The organism is Silvania sp., assembly GCF_051656365.1.
In the GTDB taxonomy this organism is placed as follows: Bacteria; Pseudomonadota; Gammaproteobacteria; order Enterobacterales; family Enterobacteriaceae; genus Enterobacter; species Enterobacter hatchlandensis.
In genome coordinates, this window is record NZ_JBOGBT010000046.1 from 1 (window position 1) to 19,614 (window position 19,614).

Below are 19,614 nucleotides of genomic sequence, written 5' to 3' on the forward strand. Positions count from 1 at the left end.
ACCGCGGTACCGCCCAGCGCCAGCTCCGCCAGATGCGGCAGGCTGTGGTCGATGTGGCGCAGGATATGTTCAAGCATCGCCACCCAGCCAGAAATCTCCTGACCCAGCGTCAGCGGCGTAGCGTCCTGCAGATGGGTACGGCCAATTTTGACGATATCGGCAAAGGCATGGGCCTTCTGGTCGAGGGTCTGTTTCAGCACATTCAATTGGGGGATCAACTGCTCGCGCAGGGCAATCAGTGCCGCCACGTGCATCGCCGTCGGGAAGACGTCATTGGAGCTTTGGCTTTTGTTAACGTCATCGTTGGGGTGGATTTTGCGTTCCATGCCGCGCACTCCGCCGAGCAGTTCGCTGCCCCGGTTTGCCAGCACTTCGTTCATGTTCATGTTGCTCTGCGTACCGGAGCCGGTTTGCCAGATGGCGAGGGGAAATTCATCAGGGTGTTTTCCCGCCAGCACTTCATCAGCGGCGGTAATAATTACGGTGGCTTTCTCCGCCGCCAGCAGGCCCAGATCCTGGTTCACTTTGGCGGCCGCGCGTTTGGTCAGCGCCAGCGCCTGGATAAGCGAGACAGGCATTTTTTCAGTGGAGATACGGAAGTGTTCCAGCGAACGCTGGGTTTGCGCGCCCCAAAGTTTGTCCTGCGGGACGTCGATGGCACCCATCGAGTCTTTCTCACTGCGTGAGGTGGTCATTACTTTCTCCTTGATAACAACGAAGTGGGTTGCTCACAGCTCAAAGAAATAAGTATTGATGAGAACGGGAAAACGGTATGGCGCTTTGTGCGCTCTTTTTTTACCGGGCGGCATTCGCACCGCCCGGCATAACTACAGACTTACTTTACACAAGCAGAACACTGGGAGGACTGGATCTGCTTGAAGAAGTCATTGCCTTTGTCATCCACCAGGATAAACGCCGGGAAGTCCTCGACTTCGATTTTCCAGATAGCTTCCATCCCCAGCTCCGGGTATTCCACGCACTCCAGGCTTTTGATACTGCCCTGCGCCAGCACCGCGGCCGGGCCGCCGATGCTGCCCAGATAGAAGCCGCCATGTTTGTGGCAGGCGTCGGTCACCTGTTGGCTGCGGTTGCCCTTCGCCAGCATGATCATGCTGCCGCCGTTGGCCTGCAGCTGATCGACATAGGAGTCCATACGGCCTGCAGTGGTTGGGCCTAACGAGCCGGACGCATAGCCATCCGGTGTTTTTGCCGGGCCTGCGTAGTAGATCGGGTGATCTTTAATGTACTGCGGCAGCCCTTCGCCGTTATCCAGACGCTCCTGCAACTTAGCGTGCGCGATATCGCGACCGACAATAATGGTGCCGTTCAGCGACAGACGGGTGGAGACCGGATAGGCAGAAAGTTGCGCGAGGATCTCGCTCATTGGACGGTTCAGGTTAACGTGGACCGCTTCCCCCTCGCCCGCCTTACGCAGCGCTTCCGGGATGTATTTGCCTGGGTTGTTTTCCAGCTTTTCGATCCAGACGCCGTCGCGGTTGATTTTGGCCTTGATGTTGCGGTCTGCCGAGCAGGAGACGCCCATTCCCACCGGGCAGGAGGCACCGTGACGCGGCAGGCGGATCACGCGGATGTCGTGGGCAAAGTATTTGCCGCCAAACTGTGCGCCCAGACCAAGGTTCTGCGCTTCGACCAGCAGTTCTTGCTCGAGCTGAACGTCACGGAACGCCTGACCGTGTTCATTCCCTTCGGTCGGGAGGCCATCGTAGTATTTGGTGGAGGCCAGCTTGACGGTTTTCAGGGTGCTTTCTGCCGAAGTCCCCCCGATGACAAACGCGATGTGGTACGGCGGGCAGGCTGCGGTGCCGAGGGTGCGCATCTTCTCGACCAGGTAGTTTTTCAGCTTGCCCGGCGAGAGCAGCGCTTTGGTTTCCTGATAGAGATAGGTTTTATTGGCGGAACCGCCGCCCTTGGCGATGCACAGGAATTTGTATTCGTCGCCATCGACGCTGTACAGGTCAATCTGCGCCGGCAGGTTGGTGCCGGTGTTGACCTCTTTGTACATATCCAGCGCCGCATTTTGCGAGTAGCGCAGGTTATCTTCGATATAGGTGTTGTACACGCCGTGGGCCAGGGCCGCTTCATCACCGCCGCCGGTCCAGACGCGCTGGCCTTTTTTACCGGTAATGATGGCAGTGCCGGTGTCCTGACAGGTCGGCAGAATGCCTTTGGCGGCGATATCGGAGTTACGCAGGAACTGCAGCGCGACGTATTTGTCGTTTTCGCTGGCCTGCGGATCGCTGAGAATATCGGCCACCTGCTGCTGATGCGCCGGGCGCAGCATAAAGGAGGCATCGTGGAAAGCGTGCTGCGCCAGCAGCGTCAGCGCCTGCGGATCGACTTTGAGGATCTCTTGTCCCTCAAATTCAGAGACGGAAACGTGGTCGCGGGTTAACAGGTAATATTCGGTCTGATCCTTTGCCAGCGGGAAAGGATCCTGGTAATGGAAGGGTTTGTTCGACATTGATCTCTCACTTACGACATTGCTGATTATGGTTCAGGCAGATCTTCCGTTGCCCTGCTTAAAAGCGAGTTGGCCTATCCTACACAATTTTTTAACAAAAACTGAGACTAGTACGACTTTTTCCGCGCAGAGGTTACTTCCGCCCGGTTTATTGCTTTAATACGGGCAGTTAATTCCACATTTGAAACAGGGCTTGATAATGCAAAAACTCATCAACTCAGTGCAGAACTACGCCTGGGGAAGTCAAACTGCGTTAACGGATCTCTACGGCATCGCCAACCCGGACAACCTGCCGATGGCAGAGTTGTGGATGGGCGCGCACCCGAAGAGCAGCTCAAAAATTGACGATGCCCACGGCATACGCGCTCTGCGCGATGTGATCGATGCCGATAAAGAGACGCTGTTAGGTAGCGCTGTCGCCCAACGTTTTGGCGAACTGCCGTTCCTGTTTAAGGTCTTGTGCGCCGATCAGCCCCTCTCTATCCAGGTCCATCCCAACAAACATGCTTCGGAAGAAGGCTTTGCCAAAGAGAACGCGGCCGGTATTCCGCTGGATGCCGCTGAGCGTAACTATAAAGACCCGAATCACAAACCTGAGCTGGTGTTCGCCCTGACCCCGTTCCTGGCGATGAACGCCTTCCGCGAGTTCTCTGAGATCGTCTCCCTGCTGCAGCCGGTTGCCGGGGCGCACAGCGCGATTGCCCACTTCCTCGAAAAACCCGATGCCAGCCGTCTGAGCCACCTGTTCGCCAGCCTGCTGAATATGCAGGGCGACGAGAAAGCGCGCGCGCTGGGCGTGCTGAAAGCCGCGCTGAACAACCAGCAGGGCGAGCCGTGGCAGACCATTCGCGTGATTTCAGAATTTTACCCGGACGACAGCGGCCTGTTCTCTCCGCTGCTGCTGAACGTGGTGAAACTGGCCCCCGGCGAAGCGATGTTCCTGTTTGCCGAAACGCCGCACGCCTACCTTAAAGGGGTGGCGCTGGAGGTGATGGCCAACTCCGATAACGTTCTGCGCGCGGGGCTGACGCCGAAGTATATCGATATCCCGGAACTGGTTGCCAACGTGCAGTTCGTTGCCAAACCGGCGGCGGAGCTGCTCACCCAGCCGGTACAAAACGGCGCTGAGCTGGACTTCCCGATCCCGGTAGATGACTTTGCCTTTTCCCTGCATGCCCTGAGCAGCACAGAAACGGTTATCGCCCAGCAGAGCGCCGCGATCCTGTTCTGCGTGGACGGCGAAGCGGTACTGAGCAAGGGCGACGAGCGGCTGGTACTGCAGCCTGGCGAGTCCGCCTTTATCGCCGCCAACGACTCACCGGTTAGCGTCAGCGGCGTCGGACGACTGGCAAGGGTATTCAATAAGCTGTAGTGACCTACTGATTGTTTTAACAATTATTGCTAAGCTATAGGTAACCTTATGACCTTACCGGGCGGTTTTGACCGCTCGGTTTCATTTTTATGGATAATCACGATGAAAAAATCGGTTATAGCTGCAGGCATTATTGTTGCGTTAGGCGTGGTCTGGACAGGTGCTTCCTGGTTTACCGGGAAACAGCTGGAAACCCGCATGGCCGAGATGGTGGCTCAGGCAAATAGCGAAATCAAAAAATCCGGGCTCGAACTGAGCTATCAGGACTATCAGCGCGGCGTGTTCTCCAGCCATCTGCAGCTGGTGGTTAAACCGCTGGCCGGCACCGAAAGCCCGTGGCTGAAGCCGGGCGAGAGCATTATCCTGAACGAAGAGGTCGATCATGGCCCGTTCCCGTTGACCCAGCTGAAAACCTTCAACCTGATCCCGTCGATGGCCTCGGTTAAAACCACCCTGGTGAACAACGAAGCCGCGAAGCCGCTGTACGATCTGGCGAAGAATGAATCCCCGTTCGTGGTGGACACCCGCATCAGCTATGCCGGTGACACCCGCTCCGATATCGCCCTGAAACCGCTGAACTACGAGAGCGGCGACGAGAAAGTGGCCTTCAGCGGCGGTAACTTCCAGCTGGATGCGGATCGCGAAGGCAATGTCTTCTCCCTGAAAGGTGAAGCGGCCAGCGGTCTGGTTAACGCGGTGAACGAATACAATCAAAAGGTCCAGCTGACCTTTAACAACCTGAAAGCCGAGGGTGACAGCCACCTGACCAGTTTTGACGAGCGTATTGGCGACCAGAAGATCATCCTGGATAAGCTGGCAATCGCCATTGAAGGCAAAGAGATGGCGGTTCTGGAGGGGATGGATCTCACCGGTAAATCTGAGGTTTCTCAGGATGGCAAAAGCATCAACAGCCAGCTGGATTACACCCTCAAGAGCCTGAAAGTGCAGAATCAGGATCTGGGCAACGGCAAGCTTACGCTGAAAGTCGGCAATATCGACGGGCAGGCCTGGCACCAGTTTAGCGAGAAATACCGCGCCGACAGCCAGGCGCTGCTGGCCGACAAAGCGCTGATGACCGATAACCCAGCGCTGTACCAGCAGAAAGCGATGGATGCTTTCTTCGGCAACCTGCCGATCCTGCTGAAGGGCGAACCGGTGGTGACCATTGCCCCGTTGAGCTGGAAAAACAGCAAAGGCGAGACCAACTTCAACCTGTCGCTGTTCATGAAGGATCCGGCCACCGCCACGGGTGAAGCGCAGACCCTGTCCCAGGAAGTGGATCGCAGCGTGAAGTCCCTCGAAAGCAAGCTGACCATCCCGATGGACATGGCGACCGAGCTGATGACCCAGGTGGCGAAGCTCGAAGGCTATAACGACGAAGACGCGGGCAAGCTGGCCAGCCAGCAGGTGAAAGGCCTGGCGGCGATGGGTCAGATGTTCCGCATCACCACCCTGGAAGACAACGTGATTGGCGCCAGCCTGCAGTACGCGAATGGCCAGGTGACGCTCAACGGGCAGAAAATGCCGTTGGAAGAGTTTGTTGGGATGTTTGGCGTGCCTACGCTGGGGATGCCAGAACCGGCAGTTCCGGCTGAACCTGCCGTCCCGGCAGACCCTGCGGTTCCGGTTGTGCCTCAGCAGTAAAAAACAAAACCCCTCTCCGAGGGGTTTTTTATTGCTTCAGGCTAACGCCCTACCACCAGCCTTGCCGGGACAATCTGATGTCCCGCCGCCACATCGCTGCGTTCAATCCGCTGCATGATGCGGTCGGCCAGGGTATATCCCATCTCGCGGGCGGGCGTCGTGATCCAGGCAATCGGCAGATCGTCGAGCGCATTTTCCGGCACATCGGCGAATGCCCCCAGCGCAACCTGGTGATCGAAGAAAGCATCCACCCCGACCTCCCCACTCTGGCGTCCGGCCCGCATCAGGCCAAACCACGCCCCCGTCGCAATCGCCTCGTTATAGCAGATCACCGCGCTGATGGTCGGGTTGTGGCGCAGCAGCGCCCCGATGGCTTCGGCGGCTTTTTTCTGACTGGCGTCGCACTCGACCACCCATTCGCTGTGGAACGGCAGGCCATATTTCAGCAGCGTGGCGCAATAGCCCCCCACCCGCTCCGCACGGGTCAGGGAGGCACTGTTGCCCCCCAGCCAGGCGATGCGCTGGTGACCCCGACGAATAAGATGTTCGGTCAGCATTTGTGCGGCCTGCATATTATCCGGGCGCAGCGTGTCGGCCTCGTCCAGATAGCTGGCACGGGAGGCAAACACCAGAGGAACGCCTTTTTGCGCGGCGCGCTCGCACAGTTCATTGCTCAGACCGGAGGCCCCGGCAATGATCACCCCGTCGACGCCCTGGGACAGTAGCATGTCGAGACGCTGGAGCAGCTGATCGGCTTCACGTCCGCCGTGGAGTAAAAACACCATCCGCCCCTGGACCTCCAGCGCCTCCGTCAGGCCGGCGGTAAGCTCGGCATAAAACGGCGAGGTCAGGTCGCGCACAATCAAACCAATCACCCCACTTTGCCCACCGCGCAGCGCCGAGGCCTGGCGATTGCGCACAAAGCCCAGCTGTTCAACTGCGTCATTGACCCGCTGACCGGTGGCGGAGGAGATCCGTCCTTTTCCGCTCAACACCAGTGAAACGGTGCTGACAGACACGCCAGCCGCCAGCGCGACGTCATTAATGGTGATTTTTTTCGCTACAGCCATGTGTCGGCGTGACTCCCTGATAATGAGATCGGTAAAACGTTTTATCAATACGTTATCTTTATACTCTCTACCAAAGCCTGAGAATGTGATTTAGCGCGCACTAAACTTTGATAAAACGTTTTATCTTCTCGCAGCACTGAGGCAGGTAAACTTATTTTAACATTCAAGGAGTCGTTTTATGACGGCGAAAGCAGCACAAAAAATATCGCTATGGGAGTTTTTCCAGTCGTTGGGTAAAACCTTTATGCTGCCCGTGGCGCTGCTCTCCTTCTGCGGGATCATGCTCGGGATCGGCAGTTCCCTGAGCAGCAACGATGTCGTTACCCTGATCCCGATGCTGGGCAACCCTGTGCTGCAGGCGATTTTCGTCTGGATGAGCAAAATCGGCTCTTTTGCCTTTAGCTTCCTGCCAGTAATGTTCTGTATCGCTATCCCGCTGGGGCTGGCGCGCGAGAACAAAGGCGTCGCGGCATTTGCCGGTTTCGTTGGCTACGCGGTAATGAACCTGGCGGTCAACTTCTGGCTGACCGCGAAAGGCATTCTGCCAACCACCGACGCGGCAGTGCTGAAAGCCAACAATATTCAGAGTGTGCTGGGGATCCAGTCGATTGATACCGGCATCCTGGGCGCAGTGATCGCGGGCGTCATCATCTGGATGCTGCACGAACGTTTTCACAATATCCGCCTGCCGGACGCGCTGGCCTTCTTTGGTGGCACCCGTTTTGTGCCAATCATCACCACCGTGGCGATGGGCCTGTTCGGGCTGGTGATCCCGCTGGTGTGGCCGATTTTCGCAATGGGCATTACCGGTATCGGCAATATCATCAACAGTGCCGGTGATTTTGGCCCGATGATTTTTGGTACCGGCGAACGCCTGCTGCTGCCTTTTGGCCTGCAGCACATTCTGGTGGCGCTGATCCGCTTTACCGAAGCCGGTGGCACCATGGACGTCTGCGGCAATAACGTCAGCGGCGCGCTGACCATTTTCCAGGCGCAGCTGAGCTGCCCTACCACCCACGGCTTCTCGGAGAGCGCGACCCGCTTCCTGTCGCAGGGTAAAATGCCGGCGTTCCTCGGCGGCTTACCGGGTGCGGCGCTGGCGATGTACCACTGCGCGCGTCCTGAAAATCGGCATAAGATTAAAGGCCTGCTGATTTCCGGCGTCATCGCCTGCGTGGTCGGCGGTACTACAGAACCGATCGAATTCCTGTTCCTGTTCGTCGCCCCGGTGCTGTATCTGATCCATGCTCTGCTGACCGGTCTGGGCTTTACCACCATGGCGGTGCTGGGCGTCACCATTGGGAATACCGACGGCAACGTGATCGACTTTGTGGTGTTCGGCATCCTGCACGGTCTGGCAACCAAATGGTATCTGGTGCCGGTGGTGGCCGGGATCTGGTTTGCGGTCTACTACGCCATCTTCCGCTTCGCCATCACCCGCTTTAACCTCAAAACGCCGGGCCGTGATATCGAGAGTGCGGCCAGCGTGGAACAGGCGGTGGCGGGCGTCACCGGAAAATCGGGTTACAACACCCCGGCAATTCTGGCAGCCCTCGGCGGCGCGGATAACATCACGACGCTGGATAACTGCATCACCCGCCTGCGTCTGTCGGTGAAGGAGATGTCGAAGGTCGACACTGCGGCGCTGAAAGCCAATCGTGCCATCGGCGTGGTCCAGCTCAACCAGCACAATCTACAGGTGGTGATTGGCCCGCAGGTCCAGTCGGTGAAAGATGAACTGGCCACCCTGATGCGCACCGTAGAAGCCTGACGTCTCGCCCCCTTCGCTGAAGGGGGCATTCATTTAAAGGACGAGAAGATGTTCGATTTTTCAACCGTCGTGGATCGTCACGGCACCTGGTGCACCCAGTGGGATTACGTCGCCGACCGTTTCGGCGCATCCGACCTGCTGCCTTTCACCATCTCCGATATGGATTTTGCCACCGCCCCCTGCATTACCGATGCCCTGCATCAGCGCCTCGATCATGGGGTGTTTGGCTACAGCCGCTGGAAAAACGACGAGTTTCTGGCGGCCGTTGTCCACTGGTTCCAGCAGCGTTTTGCCTGCCCGATTGACACCGACGCATTAGTGTATGGCCCGTCGGTCATCTATATGGTTTCTGAGCTGATCCGCCAGGGGTCAAATCCGGGCGACGGCGTGGTGGTGCATACTCCCGCCTACGACGCGTTTTACAAAGCCATCGAGGGCAATCAGCGCCGGGTGGTGGGCGTGGCGCTGGAGAAAGACGCTACCGGCTGGCAGTGCGATATGAACGCGCTTGAAGCGGTGCTGGCCCAACCGCAAAACCGCATTCTGCTGCTGTGCAGCCCGCAAAACCCGACCGGCAAGGTCTGGACCCGCGACGAGCTGACCACCATGGCCGCGCTGTGCGAACGTCATAACGTGAAGGTCATCAGCGATGAAATTCATATGGATATGGTGTGGGGCGAGCACCAGCACATACCCTGGAGCGCGGTGGCGCGCGGCAACTGGGCGCTGGTCACTTCCGGCTCCAAAAGCTTTAACATTCCCGCCCTGACCGGCGCCTATGGTCTGATTAGCGATGAGCCCAGCCGGAGTGCGTACCTGCAGGCGCTGAAAAACCGGGATGGCCTGTCGTCACCCTCGGTGCTGGCGCTGGTTGCCCACATTGCCGCCTACCGCCAGGGCGAGCCGTGGCTGGATGCACTGCGTCAGTATCTGGAGGCCAATTTAGGCTATGTTGCTGAGACGCTGAACGCTGCGTTTCCCGCGCTCAACTGGCAGCCGCCGCAGGCCTCTTACCTGGCGTGGATAGACCTGCGCCCGCTCAATCTTGACGACAACGCCCTGCAGAAGGTGCTGATCGAGCAGCAAAAAGTGGCGATCATGCCGGGGTATACTTACGGTGCGGAGGGCGCAGGTTTTGTGCGGCTCAATGCCGGATGCCCGCGCAGTAAGCTCGAGCAAGGGGTGCAGCGGTTGATTGCCGGGATCCGCTCACTGGGTTAAAACGTTTGCGCAACGGAATATTCCTTTGCGCAAATAGCTTTTTACCTCGTTTTATTTTTATAATGGGCCGCACTACTTTAACTATAAGAGTGCGACCATGATTGATTCCCGCCTGCCGTTAACTGACATTCACCGCCATCTTGATGGCAACATTCGTGCCCAGACCATTCTCGACCTCGGGCAACAATATAATTTGACCCTGCCCGCCCGGACGCTCGAAAGCTTAATCCCGCACGTCCAGGTCACCGAAAACGAACCGGATCTGGTCAGCTTCCTGAGCAAGCTCGACTGGGGCGTGAAGATGCTGGCCTCGCTGGATGCCTGCCGTCGCGTGGCATATGAGAACATCGAAGACGCAGCCCGCAATGGCCTGCACTACGTTGAGCTGCGTTTCTCCCCGGGATATATGGCGATGACCCACCAGTTGCCAGTAGAGGGTGTCGTTGAAGCGGTGATTGCGGGTGTGCGCGAAGGTTGCAAAGCCTTTGACGTTGAAGCGCGTCTCATTGGCATCATGAGCCGTACCTTTGGCGAAGCAGCATGCCTGCAGGAGCTGGAAGCGCTGTTGGCGCACCGGGATCAGATCACTGCCATCGATCTGGCGGGTGATGAACTGGGCTTCCCTGGCAGTTTGTTCCTCTCTCACTTCAACCGCGCGCGCGATGCAGGCTGGCACGTCACCGTGCATGCCGGTGAGGCCGCAGGCCCGGAGAGCATCTGGCAGGCGATCCGTGAGCTGGGCGCCGAGCGTATTGGTCACGGGGTAAAAGCGGTGGAAGACAGAGCCCTGATGGATTTCCTGGCGGAGCAGCGCATCGGGATTGAATCCTGTCTGACGTCCAATATCCAGACCAGCACCGTCGCCACGCTGGCGCAGCATCCGCTGAAAATCTTCCTTGAGCATGGGGTTCTGGCCTCGCTGAACACCGACGATCCGGCGGTTCAGGGCGTGGACATTATTCATGAATATACGGTGGCTGCGGCGCTGGCCGGGCTGAGCCGGGAGCAGATCCGCCAGGCGCAGATCAACGGTCTGGAGATGGCCTTTTTAACGCCTGCTGAGAAACAAGCGCTGCGTGATAAGGTTGCGCAGGGATAATAAAAAGCCCGGCATCTCGCCGGGCTGATTGCATTACGCCAGACAGAGCGTCGAGCGATGTTTGGCGGATTCAATACCCAGCTCGATCAGCTCCATAATCTGAATCGCCTGACTTGCCGGAACCGGGTTTTCACCGTCACCGTTCAGCGCATCGCGGATACCCGCGTAGTACGCCGGATAGTTGCCCGGCAGCGTCAACCAGCTCTCTTCCACTCGCTCTTCACCCTCAACGCGGGTCAGGACGCCGTCACGCATGTCGTAGCCCCAGTCTTCCTGCGGCAAACGCTCGCCATTTTTCAGACGATCTTCCTGTGGGTCGAGACCGTATTTCACATAGCTGCCGCGCGTACCGTGAACGATATAGCGCGCCGACTCCGCCGCCGCCAGCATGGTGCCGTGCAGCACGACGCGACGCTGCGGATAGCTCAGTACCGCATGGAAGTAATCCGTGGCCTGCGAGCCTGGACGCAGCTGGGCCAGATCGACGGTCAGGCTGACCGGCAGGCCAAACAGATTGACGGCCTGATCGAGAAGATGCGGAGCCAGATCGTACCAGATGCCGCTCCCGGGGCCTGCCTGCTCGCGCCAGCGGTTACGCACCTGCGGACGGAAACGGTCAAAATGAGACTCAAAGAAAGCTACTTCGCCGAGTGACCCATCGGCAATCAGCGCCTTGACGGTCAGAAAATCGCTGTCCCAACGACGGTTGTGGAATACGGACAGCAGTTTGCCGAGGCTTTTTGCCAGCGCATCCAGCTCGCGCGCTTGTGACAGTGTCACGGTGAAAGGCTTATCGACGACCACGTGTTTACCCGCTTCCAGGGCGGCTTTCGCCAGCGGGAAGTGCGTATCGTTTGGCGTTGGGATCACAATCAAATTAATATCGGGATCGTTGAACAGATGCTTAGGCTCGGAGACCACCGGGACCGTCGGCCAGTCAGCATGGACTTTCGTCGCGTCGCTGCTGGACACTGCCGCCAGCACCATCCCAGGCGTACCGGCAATCAGCGGCGCGTGAAACGTTTTGCTCGCGTAACCATAACCAATTAATCCAACACGGATTTTGTCACTCATGAAGTTGCCTCTCATCTTTTTACACGCTTATTTCACACGATCTTTTCATACGTCACAATAGTTTAATCTGGGGTTTCCCGGTGAAATACACTATTTGCAATCAGTAATTTCTAATTAACATTTATAACTTGCTGAATAAAATAATAAAACAGCCTCGCAAACCGCTTGCCGCATGGACGGGTGCGCTGTAAAATTCTCAACCTGAATTTATGGACAAATCTAATTAATGAATCATGACGACAATTATTAATCGAATTATTGAGTTAGCAGGGTGGATTGTTCTGGGCGTGTCAGTCGTGTTACTGGGTATCGCCAGCCAGATTGATACCTATCAGCCGCCAGAGCCGGTTAACAGCGTGATGCAGCATACCCCCCCTAATAACCACAGCTGATGGCCGTTGCGTATTGCCAGCCGTCATGAACAGCGTTACCCTTCTGCAGGCGTCAGTCGACGCCTGATTTACCAGTAAAGAAAATTCTTAATTTTGCCGACGGGCAGGTACCGCTGTTTACCTTTTTTTGATCCGTTTGTTATTCAAACGAAATACCCCTTCGGTATGACTGACTTTATATAGGGAAAATAATTAATATGACCGTGCAAGATTATTTATTAAAATTTCGCAAAATTAATTCGCTGGAAAGCCTGGAAAAGCTGTTTGACCATCTGAACTATACCCTGAGCGATCATCAGGAGATCATCAGCATGTACCGTGCCGCCGATCACCGCCGCGCTGAGCTGGTCTCTGGCGGGCGTTTGTTCAACATCGGTGAGGTTCCCAAGGCGGTCTGGCACTTCGTGGAATAAGAAAGTAGCCATTCAACTGAATTGTTATATAATCTCGCCCCTGCTAATTTCGCTGCACGCGCTTTGACTGACTTTCGGGAGAGAAGATGGCCACAACGGCTGGAGAAAAAATTGGCGGCTGGTTACTCGCCCCGCTTGCCTGGCTGCTGGTTGCTTTATTGAGTGCCTCCCTGGCGCTGCTGCTTTACACCACGGCGTTAATTACCCCGCACGCGTTAAAAACGCTGGGCGCACAGAATACGTCTGAAATCGTGATGTGGTTTATCTCCTTCGCCTTCGCGATCGCCATGTGGTACTACACGTTGTGGCTGACCATCGCCTTTTTTAAGCGCCGTCAGAAAGTCCCTAAGCATTATATTATCTGGCTGCTTGTCTCCGTATTACTGGCGGTGAAAGCGTTTGCCTTTTCGCCGGTTTCCGATGCGCTGGCCGTGCGTCAGTTGCTCTTCCCTCTGCTGGTGACCGCGCTGTTCGTGCCCTACTTTAAGCGCTCGACGCGGGTGAAGAACACCTTTGTGAACCCGTAATAACCCTACAGTTAACCTGTTGTCGCCTGCGTCGCTTTGTCCGATAATAGGCGGCTTTTTTATTTCAGGCTGAATAATGACCGATTACTTACTGCTCTTTGTCGGCACGGTGCTGGTGAACAACTTCGTCCTCGTGAAGTTCCTTGGCCTTTGCCCGTTTATGGGTGTGTCTAAGAAGCTAGAAACCGCGATGGGGATGGGGCTGGCAACCACCTTCGTGATGACTCTCGCCTCTATTTGTGCATGGTGGATTGACACCTGGATCCTGATCCCACCCGGTCTGACCTACCTGCGCACGCTGGCCTTTATTCTGGTTATCGCCGTGGTGGTGCAGTTCACCGAAATGGTGGTGCGTAAAACCAGCCCGGCGCTGTACCGTCTGCTGGGTATCTTCCTGCCGCTGATCACCACTAACTGTGCGGTGCTCGGCGTGGCGTTGCTCAACATTAACCTTGGGCATAACTTCCTGCAATCGGCGCTGTACGGCTTCTCTGCCGCCGTCGGCTTCTCGCTGGTGATGGTGCTGTTTGCGGCAATCCGCGAGCGCATGGTCGCCGCCGATGTCCCTGCACCGTTTCGCGGTAACGCCATCGCGCTGGTGACCGCCGGTCTGATGTCGCTGGCCTTTATGGGCTTCAGTGGTCTGGTGAAGTTGTAATGAATGCTATCTGGATTGCCATCGCCGCCATCAGTGTGCTGGGGCTGATTTTTGGCATTATCCTCGGTTACGCCTCGCGCCGCTTTGCGGTGCAGGACGATCCGGTGGTCGAAAAAATCGATGAGCTGCTGCCGCAAAGCCAGTGCGGACAGTGCGGCTACCCTGGCTGCCGCCCTTACGCTGAGGCGGTGGGTTCCGGCGGCGAAAAAATTAACCGCTGTGCCCCCGGTGGCGAAGCGGTGATGCTGAAGATTGCCACACTGCTTAACGTAGATCCGCAGCCCGTTGATGGCGATGAGAGTGTTCAAGAGCCGGTTCGCGTGCTGGCGGTCATTGACGAGCCCAACTGCATCGGCTGCACCAAATGTATTCAGGCCTGCCCGGTCGATGCCATCGTGGGTGCTACCCGCGCGATGCATACCGTGATGGCGGATCTGTGCACCGGCTGTAATCTCTGCGTCGCGCCTTGCCCGACACAGTGCATTACCTTAGTGCCGGTAGAGACAACGACCGACAGCTGGAAATGGGATCTCCAGACCATTCCGGTGCGCATTATTCCAGTGGAACAACATGCTTAAGTTATTTTCTGCCTTCAGAAAAGAGAAGATCTGGGATTTCGACGGCGGTATTCACCCGCCGGAGATGAAAACCCAGTCCAGCGGTACGCCGCTGCGCCAGATTCCGTTGGCCAACCACTTTATTATTCCCCTGAAACAGCACATTGGCGCTGAGGGTGAGCTGTGTGTCAAAGCCGGTGACAGCGTGTTACGCGGCCAGCCGCTGACCTTCGGGCGCGGACGGATGCTCCCGGTTCACGCCCCGACCTCGGGCAAAGTGGTGTCCATCGCGCCGCATACGGTCGCCCACCCTTCGGCGCTGTCCGAACTGTGCGTGGTGATTGAAGCCGACGGCGAAGACCGCTGGATCGACCGCGACGGCTGGAGCGACTATCGCAGCCACAGCCGCGAGGCGCTGATCGAGCGCATTCACCAGTCCGGCGTGGCCGGTCTGGGTGGCGCGGGCTTCCCGACCGGCAACAAACTGCAGGGCGGCGGCGACAAAATCCAGACGTTGATTATCAACGCTGCCGAATGCGAGCCTTATATCACTGCCGACGATCGGCTGATGCAGGACTGCGCGGCGCAGATTGTCGACGGGATTCGCATCCTCGCGCATATTCTTCAGCCTCGCGAAGTGCTGATCGGCATCGAAGATAACAAACCGCAGGCGATCTCCATGCTGCGCGCGGTGCTGGCAAACAGCCACGACATCAGCCTGCGGGTAGTCCCGACCAAATACCCCTCTGGCGGCGCAAAGCAGCTGACGCAAATTTTAACCGGGAAGCAGGTTCCGCTCGGCGGGCGCTCCTCGGACATTGGCGTGCTGATGCAGAACGTCGGTACCGCGTATGCGGTGAAACGTGCCGTTGTCGACGGTGAACCGCTCACCGAGCGCGTCGTCACCTTAACGGGCGAAGCCGTAAACCGGCCTGGCAACGTCTGGGCACGCTTGGGTACGCCGGTCCGCCACCTGCTGGAGCAGGCCGATTTCTGCCCGGGAGCCGAGCAGTTGGTGATTATGGGCGGCCCGCTGATGGGCTTTACCCTGCCGTGGCTGGACGTTCCGGTGGTAAAAATCACCAACTGTCTGCTGGCCCCGTCTGCGAGCGAGATGGGCGAAGAGCAGGAAGAGAAAGGCTGCATTCGCTGCAGCGCCTGCGCCGACGCCTGTCCGGCGGATCTGCTGCCCCAACAGTTGTACTGGTTCAGTAAAGGCCAGATCCACGACAAAGCCAAAGCCCATAATCTGGCCGACTGCATTGAATGCGGCGCCTGCGCCTGGGTTTGCCCGAGCAGCATTCCGCTGGTGCAATATTTCCGCGTCGAGAAAGCCGAGATTTATGCCATCGAGCGGGAAGAAAAACGCGCGGCCGAAGCCAAAGCGCGCTTTGAAGCCCGCCAGCTGCGCCTCGATCGTGAAAAAGCTGCCCGTGAAGCGCGCCATAAAAAGGCTGCGGTGCAGCCTGCCGCGAAAGATCAGGACGCCATCAGCGCGGCCCTGGCGCGCGTTCGCGAGAAGAAAGCCACCGCGACCCAGGACGTGGTGATCCCGGCAGGACGTCGTCCGGACAACAGCGATGTGATTGCCGCCCGCGAAGCGCGAAAGGCCGAGGCCCGCGCCCGTCAGGCAGAAAAAGAACAAGCGACCCAGCCGCAGCCGGATGTTGATCCGCGTAAAGCCGCGGTTGAAGCCGCCATCGCCCGTGCCAAAGCGCGTAAAGCGCCGCAACCCGAGGTGATTGAGGTCGAGCAGGCCCCGGTCGACCCGCGCAAAGCGGCCGTCGAAGCCGCGATTGCGCGTGCCAAAGCGCGCAAAGCGACGCCGCCGGATGTGACCCTGACAGAACCTACACCAGTCGACCCGCGTAAAGCGGCAGTCGAAGCCGCCATCGCCCGTGCGAAAGCACGCAAAGCGGCACAACAGGAAGAAGAATCGGCGGCCAACGACGATCCGCGCAAAGCTGCAGTTGCTGCGGCGATTGCGCGCGTTCAGGCCAAAAAAGCCGCACAGCAGGCAGTCAACGAGGATTAAATGGTTTTCAGAATCGCAAGCTCCCCTTATACCCACAACCAGCGTCAGACATCGCGCATTATGATGCTGGTTTGTCTGGCCGCGCTGCCGGGCATCGCCGTTCAGTTCTGGTTTTTTGGCTGGGGGACGCTGTTTCAGATAATCCTGGGCTGTGCGAGTGCGCTGGCCGCTGAGGCGCTGGTGCTAAAGCTGCGCAACATGGCGGTCAGTAAGATTCTGGCCGACAACTCTGCCCTGCTCACCGGTCTGCTGCTGGCCATCAGTATTCCGCCGTTTGCTCCCTGGTGGATGGTGGTGCTGGGTACCGTTTTCGCGGTGATCATTGCCAAACAGCTGTACGGTGGACTGGGCCATAACCCGTTCAACCCGGCGATGATTGGCTACGTGGTATTGCTGATCTCGTTCCCGGTGCAGATGACCAGCTGGCTGCCGCCGCACGACATCGCCGCCACTGTACCGGGCATTATTGATGCGCTGCAGGTGATTTTCTCCGGCCATACCGCCAGCGGTAGCGATATGTTAAGCCTGCGGATGGGCGTGGATGGCATCAGCCAGGCGACGCCGCTCGACACCTTTAAAACCTCCCTGCACGCGGGACACAGCGTCGAGCAGATCCTGAACATGCCGATCTACAGCGGCGTGCTGGCAGGCGCGGGCTGGCAGTGGGTCAATCTGGCCTATCTGGCGGGCGGTCTGTTTATGATTTGGCAAAAGGCGATCCGCTGGCACATTCCGGTCAGCTTCCTGGCTACCCTGGCAATCTGCTCCGGGCTGGGCTGGATTTTCTCGCCGGAAACGCTGGCCTCGCCGCAAATCCATCTGCTCTCCGGAGCGACCATGCTCGGTGCGTTCTTTATCCTTACCGACCCGGTGACAGCCTCCACCACCAACCGTGGACGCCTGATCTTTGGCGCGCTGGCCGGTCTGCTGGTGTGGCTGATCCGCTGCTTTGGCGGCTACCCGGACGGCGTGGCCTTTGCGGTTCTGCTGGCTAACATCACCGTACCGTTAATTGATTACTACACGCGACCGCGCGTGTATGGCCATCGCTAAGGGACTCGCCATGCTAAAAACCATGCAGCAACACGGCGTGACGCTGGCGCTCTTTGCCGCCGTCCTCACCGGCCTGACCGCGCTGGTCAACGGGCTGACCAAATCCACCATCGAAGAGCAGGCAGCCCGCCAGCAAAAGGCGCTGTTCGACCAGGTGATCCCGGCTGACTTCTACGATAATGACCTGCAAAAAAGCTGCTTTATCGCGCAGGCTGCCCCGCTTGGCAAAGGACAACACCGTATTTTTATCGCCCGTAAAGGCGATACCCCGGTCGGCGCGGTAATGGAAGCGACTGCACCTGACGGCTATTCCGGTGCCATCCAACTGCTGGTCGGGACCGATTTCAGCGGCACCGTGCTGGGCACGCGCGTCACCGAACATCACGAAACCCCAGGACTTGGTGATAAAATTGAAACGCGCCTGAGCGACTGGATTTTGCATTTTGCCGGTAAAGTTATCCACGGCAGCGACGATACCGCGTTTGCGGTCAAGAAAGATGGTGGCGAATTCGACCAGTTTACCGGTGCGACCATCACCCCACGCGCAGTGGTGAATGCCGTCAAACGCGCGGGTGTCTACGCGCAAACGCTGCCCGCGCAGCTTAACAATCTGCCCGCCTGTGAGGAGTAATCATGAGCCAGGTTAAAGAGGTTATCGTCCAGGGTCTGTGGAAAAACAACTCTGCGCTGGTGCAGCTGCTGGGGATGTGTCCGCTGCTGGCCGTCACCTCGACCGCCACCAATGCCCTGGGTCTGGGGCTGGCAACCACGCTGGTGCTGACCCTGACCAACCTGTCTATTTCGGCCCTGCGTCGCTGGACGCCGTCTGAGATCCGTATTCCCATCTACGTGATGATCATCGCCTCGGTGGTGAGCGTCGTGCAGATGCTGATTAACGCCTACGCCTTTGGTCTGTATCAGTCGCTGGGGATTTTTATCCCGCTGATCGTGACCAACTGTATCGTGGTCGGGCGTGCTGAAGCTTTTGCGGTGAAGAACGATCCGCTGATCTCCGCCCTCGATGGGTTTGCTATCGGAATGGGGGCGACCTGCGCGATGTTCGTGCTGGGATCAATGCGTGAAATCCTCGGCAATGGCACCCTGTTCGACGGCGCAGACGCACTGCTGGGCGGCTGGGCGAAAGTCCTGCGCATCGAGGTGTTCCACACCGACACCCCATTCCTGCTGGCGATGCTGCCCCCTGGCGCCTTTATTGGCCTTGGCATGATGCTGGCAGTAAAGTACCTGATTGATGAGAAACGTAAACGCCGGGCTGCCGCACGCAGCATTGAGGAAGGGATCCCCGAGAAGGCTTCATGAATAAAGAGAAACGGTTAGCGATTTTACAGCGCCTGCGGGATAACAATCCGCACCCGACCACAGAGCTGAACTTTAGCTCTCCGTTTGAGCTGCTGATTGCGGTCCTGCTTTCTGCTCAGGCTACCGACGTGAGCGTGAACAAAGCCACCGCCAAACTTTACCCGGTGGCCAACACGCCGCAGGCGATGCTGGAGTTGGGCGTTGACGGGGTGAAAGCTTACATCAAGACCATCGGCCTGTTTAACAGCAAAGCCGAGAACGTGATCAAAACCTGCCGCATGCTGCTGGAGCTGCACGGTGGCGAGGTGCCGGAAGACAGGGCGGCGCTGGAAGCCCTGCCCGGCGTCGGACGCAAGACCGCCAACGTGGTGTTGAATACCGCATTTGGCTGGCCAACAATTGCGGTCGATACCCACATCTTCCGCGTCTGTAATCGGACTCACTTTGCCCCGGGCAAAAACGTCGAGCAGGTGGAAGAGAAACTGCTGAAAGTGGTTCCGGCGGAATTTAAGGTCGACTGTCATCACTGGCTGATCCTGCACGGTCGCTATACCTGCATCGCCCGTAAGCCGCGCTGTGGCTCCTGCCTTATCGAAGATTTATGTGAATTCAAAGAGAAAGTCGATATCTGAAACCGTCATCCGACGGTTTTTTTAATCCTGCAAAGTTACCCCTGTCTGCGCGCAATTTCTCACGTGATCCTGCTTCACCTTTCCGCATGGGCCGGTCATTGTTCGGTTATATAACGTTCAAACAGGTTAATTGTTTTTTTAACAGCTAAAATTTCTATGAGTATGTGATCGCGATCACCCTGATAACGCGATGTTGCATTTTTGTGTATAAAATCGCGATAACTCCTTACATCAACAAGAACCCAGCCCTGTAACACCACATATCTGACCAGATAACTTTCAGATTATGGCCCA

General features: G+C 57.6%; 19 protein-coding genes. 15 read left to right on the plus strand and 4 right to left on the minus strand.

The window, feature by feature from the left end:
* A partial coding sequence (locus ACRDD5_RS09995; protein ID WP_438676661.1) for a lyase family protein occupies positions 1–695 on the minus strand: 695 nt, incomplete at its 3' end.
* A gap of 140 nt (positions 696–835) precedes the next feature.
* Positions 836–2,482, minus strand: coding sequence for a class I fumarate hydratase FumA (gene fumA / locus ACRDD5_RS10000; protein WP_438676662.1), 1,647 nt, complete (start codon positions 2,480–2,482; stop codon positions 836–838).
* 199 nt (positions 2,483–2,681) lie between these two features.
* On the opposite strand from fumA, the gene manA reads away from it, so the two are divergent.
* Both manA and ACRDD5_RS10010 read left to right on the plus strand, forming a co-directional pair.
* A complete protein-coding gene (gene manA / locus ACRDD5_RS10005) occupies positions 2,682–3,854 on the plus strand; it encodes a mannose-6-phosphate isomerase (protein WP_438676663.1) in 1,173 nt (390 codons plus the stop codon).
* Positions 3,855–3,956: 102 nt separating this feature from the next.
* A complete protein-coding gene (locus tag ACRDD5_RS10010; protein ID WP_438676664.1) occupies positions 3,957–5,498 on the plus strand; it encodes a YdgA family protein in 1,542 nt (513 codons plus the stop codon).
* Positions 5,499–5,539: 41 nt separating this feature from the next.
* Here the strand turns inward: ACRDD5_RS10010 and ACRDD5_RS10015 are convergent, their stop codons facing one another.
* On the minus strand, positions 5,540–6,568 hold the full coding sequence (locus ACRDD5_RS10015) for a Mal regulon transcriptional regulator MalI (RefSeq protein ID WP_438676665.1): 1,029 nt from the start codon (positions 6,566–6,568) through the stop codon (positions 5,540–5,542).
* A 178-nt stretch (positions 6,569–6,746) separates the two neighbouring features.
* Here ACRDD5_RS10015 and malX point away from each other — a divergent pair, with 178 nt between their 5' ends.
* The 3 genes from malX (at position 6,747) to add (ending at position 10,659) form a co-directional block, all read left to right on the plus strand.
* Positions 6,747–8,339 carry a maltose/glucose-specific PTS transporter subunit IIBC gene (malX, locus tag ACRDD5_RS10020; RefSeq protein ID WP_271283735.1) on the plus strand — a complete coding sequence of 531 codons (1,593 nt, stop codon included), beginning with the start codon at positions 6,747–6,749 and terminating at the stop codon, positions 8,337–8,339.
* 48 nt (positions 8,340–8,387) lie between these two features.
* Complete coding sequence (locus ACRDD5_RS10025; RefSeq protein WP_438676666.1) at positions 8,388–9,560, plus strand: MalY/PatB family protein; 1,173 nt, start codon at positions 8,388–8,390, stop codon at positions 9,558–9,560.
* 97 nt (positions 9,561–9,657) lie between these two features.
* Positions 9,658–10,659 (plus strand): adenosine deaminase, encoded by a 1,002-nt coding sequence (add, locus tag ACRDD5_RS10030; RefSeq protein ID WP_271283737.1) that lies wholly within the window; start codon positions 9,658–9,660, stop codon positions 10,657–10,659.
* A gap of 33 nt (positions 10,660–10,692) precedes the next feature.
* Here add and ACRDD5_RS10035 read toward each other — a convergent pair whose 3' ends face one another.
* Positions 10,693–11,733 (minus strand): oxidoreductase, encoded by a 1,041-nt coding sequence (locus ACRDD5_RS10035; protein ID WP_438676667.1) that lies wholly within the window; start codon positions 11,731–11,733, stop codon positions 10,693–10,695.
* Positions 11,734–11,966: 233 nt separating this feature from the next.
* Here ACRDD5_RS10035 and blr point away from each other — a divergent pair, with 233 nt between their 5' ends.
* From blr to nth, 10 genes are all read left to right on the plus strand, one after another.
* Positions 11,967–12,125: a division septum protein Blr gene (gene blr / locus ACRDD5_RS10040; protein WP_271283739.1), complete on the plus strand. Its 159-nt coding sequence runs from the start codon at positions 11,967–11,969 to the stop codon at positions 12,123–12,125.
* 197 nt (positions 12,126–12,322) lie between these two features.
* A complete protein-coding gene (ydgT, locus tag ACRDD5_RS10045) occupies positions 12,323–12,538 on the plus strand; it encodes a transcription modulator YdgT (RefSeq protein WP_271269851.1) in 216 nt (71 codons plus the stop codon).
* A gap of 86 nt (positions 12,539–12,624) precedes the next feature.
* Entirely contained in the window at positions 12,625–13,065 is a 441-nt protein-coding gene (locus ACRDD5_RS10050) for a DUF2569 domain-containing protein (RefSeq protein WP_438676668.1), read from the plus strand.
* A gap of 76 nt (positions 13,066–13,141) precedes the next feature.
* On the plus strand, positions 13,142–13,723 hold the full coding sequence (gene rsxA, locus ACRDD5_RS10055; RefSeq protein WP_438676669.1) for an electron transport complex subunit RsxA: 582 nt from the start codon (positions 13,142–13,144) through the stop codon (positions 13,721–13,723).
* On the plus strand, positions 13,723–14,301 hold the full coding sequence (gene rsxB / locus ACRDD5_RS10060) for an electron transport complex subunit RsxB (protein ID WP_271283741.1): 579 nt from the start codon (positions 13,723–13,725) through the stop codon (positions 14,299–14,301). The genes rsxA and rsxB overlap by 1 nt, the downstream gene beginning before the upstream one ends.
* Positions 14,294–16,315, plus strand: a complete 2,022-nt coding sequence (gene rsxC, locus ACRDD5_RS10065) for an electron transport complex subunit RsxC (RefSeq protein ID WP_438676670.1) — start codon at positions 14,294–14,296, stop codon at positions 16,313–16,315. Before rsxB ends, rsxC begins: the two co-directional genes overlap by 8 nt.
* A complete protein-coding gene (gene rsxD / locus ACRDD5_RS10070) occupies positions 16,316–17,368 on the plus strand; it encodes an electron transport complex subunit RsxD (protein WP_438676671.1) in 1,053 nt (350 codons plus the stop codon). It begins immediately after the preceding gene.
* 10 nt (positions 17,369–17,378) lie between these two features.
* The gene (rsxG, locus tag ACRDD5_RS10075; RefSeq protein ID WP_438676672.1) at positions 17,379–17,999 is read left to right on the plus strand and encodes an electron transport complex subunit RsxG; all 621 of its coding nucleotides are present in this window, start codon (positions 17,379–17,381) and stop codon (positions 17,997–17,999) included.
* A gap of 2 nt (positions 18,000–18,001) precedes the next feature.
* Positions 18,002–18,688: an electron transport complex subunit E gene (locus ACRDD5_RS10080; RefSeq protein WP_271283745.1), complete on the plus strand. Its 687-nt coding sequence runs from the start codon at positions 18,002–18,004 to the stop codon at positions 18,686–18,688.
* The gene (gene nth / locus ACRDD5_RS10085) at positions 18,685–19,320 is read left to right on the plus strand and encodes an endonuclease III (protein WP_271283746.1); all 636 of its coding nucleotides are present in this window, start codon (positions 18,685–18,687) and stop codon (positions 19,318–19,320) included. Before ACRDD5_RS10080 ends, nth begins: the two co-directional genes overlap by 4 nt.
* Positions 19,321–19,614: the final 294 nt, after the last annotated feature.

What these genes read in the sequence shown, in the direction of transcription:
- fumA (WP_438676662.1), bottom strand. Translation starts at nt 2,482, where the DNA reads ATGTCGAACAAACCCTTCCATTACCAGGATCCTTTCCCGCTGGCAAAG.
- manA (WP_438676663.1), top strand. Translation starts at nt 2,682, where the DNA reads ATGCAAAAACTCATCAACTCAGTGCAGAACTACGCCTGGGGAAGTCAA.
- ACRDD5_RS10010 (WP_438676664.1), top strand. Translation starts at nt 3,957, where the DNA reads ATGAAAAAATCGGTTATAGCTGCAGGCATTATTGTTGCGTTAGGCGTG.
- ACRDD5_RS10015 (WP_438676665.1), bottom strand. Translation starts at nt 6,568, where the DNA reads ATGGCTGTAGCGAAAAAAATCACCATTAATGACGTCGCGCTGGCGGCT.
- malX (WP_271283735.1), top strand. Translation starts at nt 6,747, where the DNA reads ATGACGGCGAAAGCAGCACAAAAAATATCGCTATGGGAGTTTTTCCAG.
- ACRDD5_RS10025 (WP_438676666.1), top strand. Translation starts at nt 8,388, where the DNA reads ATGTTCGATTTTTCAACCGTCGTGGATCGTCACGGCACCTGGTGCACC.
- add (WP_271283737.1), top strand. Translation starts at nt 9,658, where the DNA reads ATGATTGATTCCCGCCTGCCGTTAACTGACATTCACCGCCATCTTGAT.
- ACRDD5_RS10035 (WP_438676667.1), bottom strand. Translation starts at nt 11,733, where the DNA reads ATGAGTGACAAAATCCGTGTTGGATTAATTGGTTATGGTTACGCGAGC.
- blr (WP_271283739.1), top strand. Translation starts at nt 11,967, where the DNA reads ATGACGACAATTATTAATCGAATTATTGAGTTAGCAGGGTGGATTGTT.
- ydgT (WP_271269851.1), top strand. Translation starts at nt 12,323, where the DNA reads ATGACCGTGCAAGATTATTTATTAAAATTTCGCAAAATTAATTCGCTG.
- ACRDD5_RS10050 (WP_438676668.1), top strand. Translation starts at nt 12,625, where the DNA reads ATGGCCACAACGGCTGGAGAAAAAATTGGCGGCTGGTTACTCGCCCCG.
- rsxA (WP_438676669.1), top strand. Translation starts at nt 13,142, where the DNA reads ATGACCGATTACTTACTGCTCTTTGTCGGCACGGTGCTGGTGAACAAC.
- rsxB (WP_271283741.1), top strand. Translation starts at nt 13,723, where the DNA reads ATGAATGCTATCTGGATTGCCATCGCCGCCATCAGTGTGCTGGGGCTG.
- rsxC (WP_438676670.1), top strand. Translation starts at nt 14,294, where the DNA reads ATGCTTAAGTTATTTTCTGCCTTCAGAAAAGAGAAGATCTGGGATTTC.
- rsxD (WP_438676671.1), top strand. Translation starts at nt 16,316, where the DNA reads ATGGTTTTCAGAATCGCAAGCTCCCCTTATACCCACAACCAGCGTCAG.
- rsxG (WP_438676672.1), top strand. Translation starts at nt 17,379, where the DNA reads ATGCTAAAAACCATGCAGCAACACGGCGTGACGCTGGCGCTCTTTGCC.
- ACRDD5_RS10080 (WP_271283745.1), top strand. Translation starts at nt 18,002, where the DNA reads ATGAGCCAGGTTAAAGAGGTTATCGTCCAGGGTCTGTGGAAAAACAAC.
- nth (WP_271283746.1), top strand. Translation starts at nt 18,685, where the DNA reads ATGAATAAAGAGAAACGGTTAGCGATTTTACAGCGCCTGCGGGATAAC.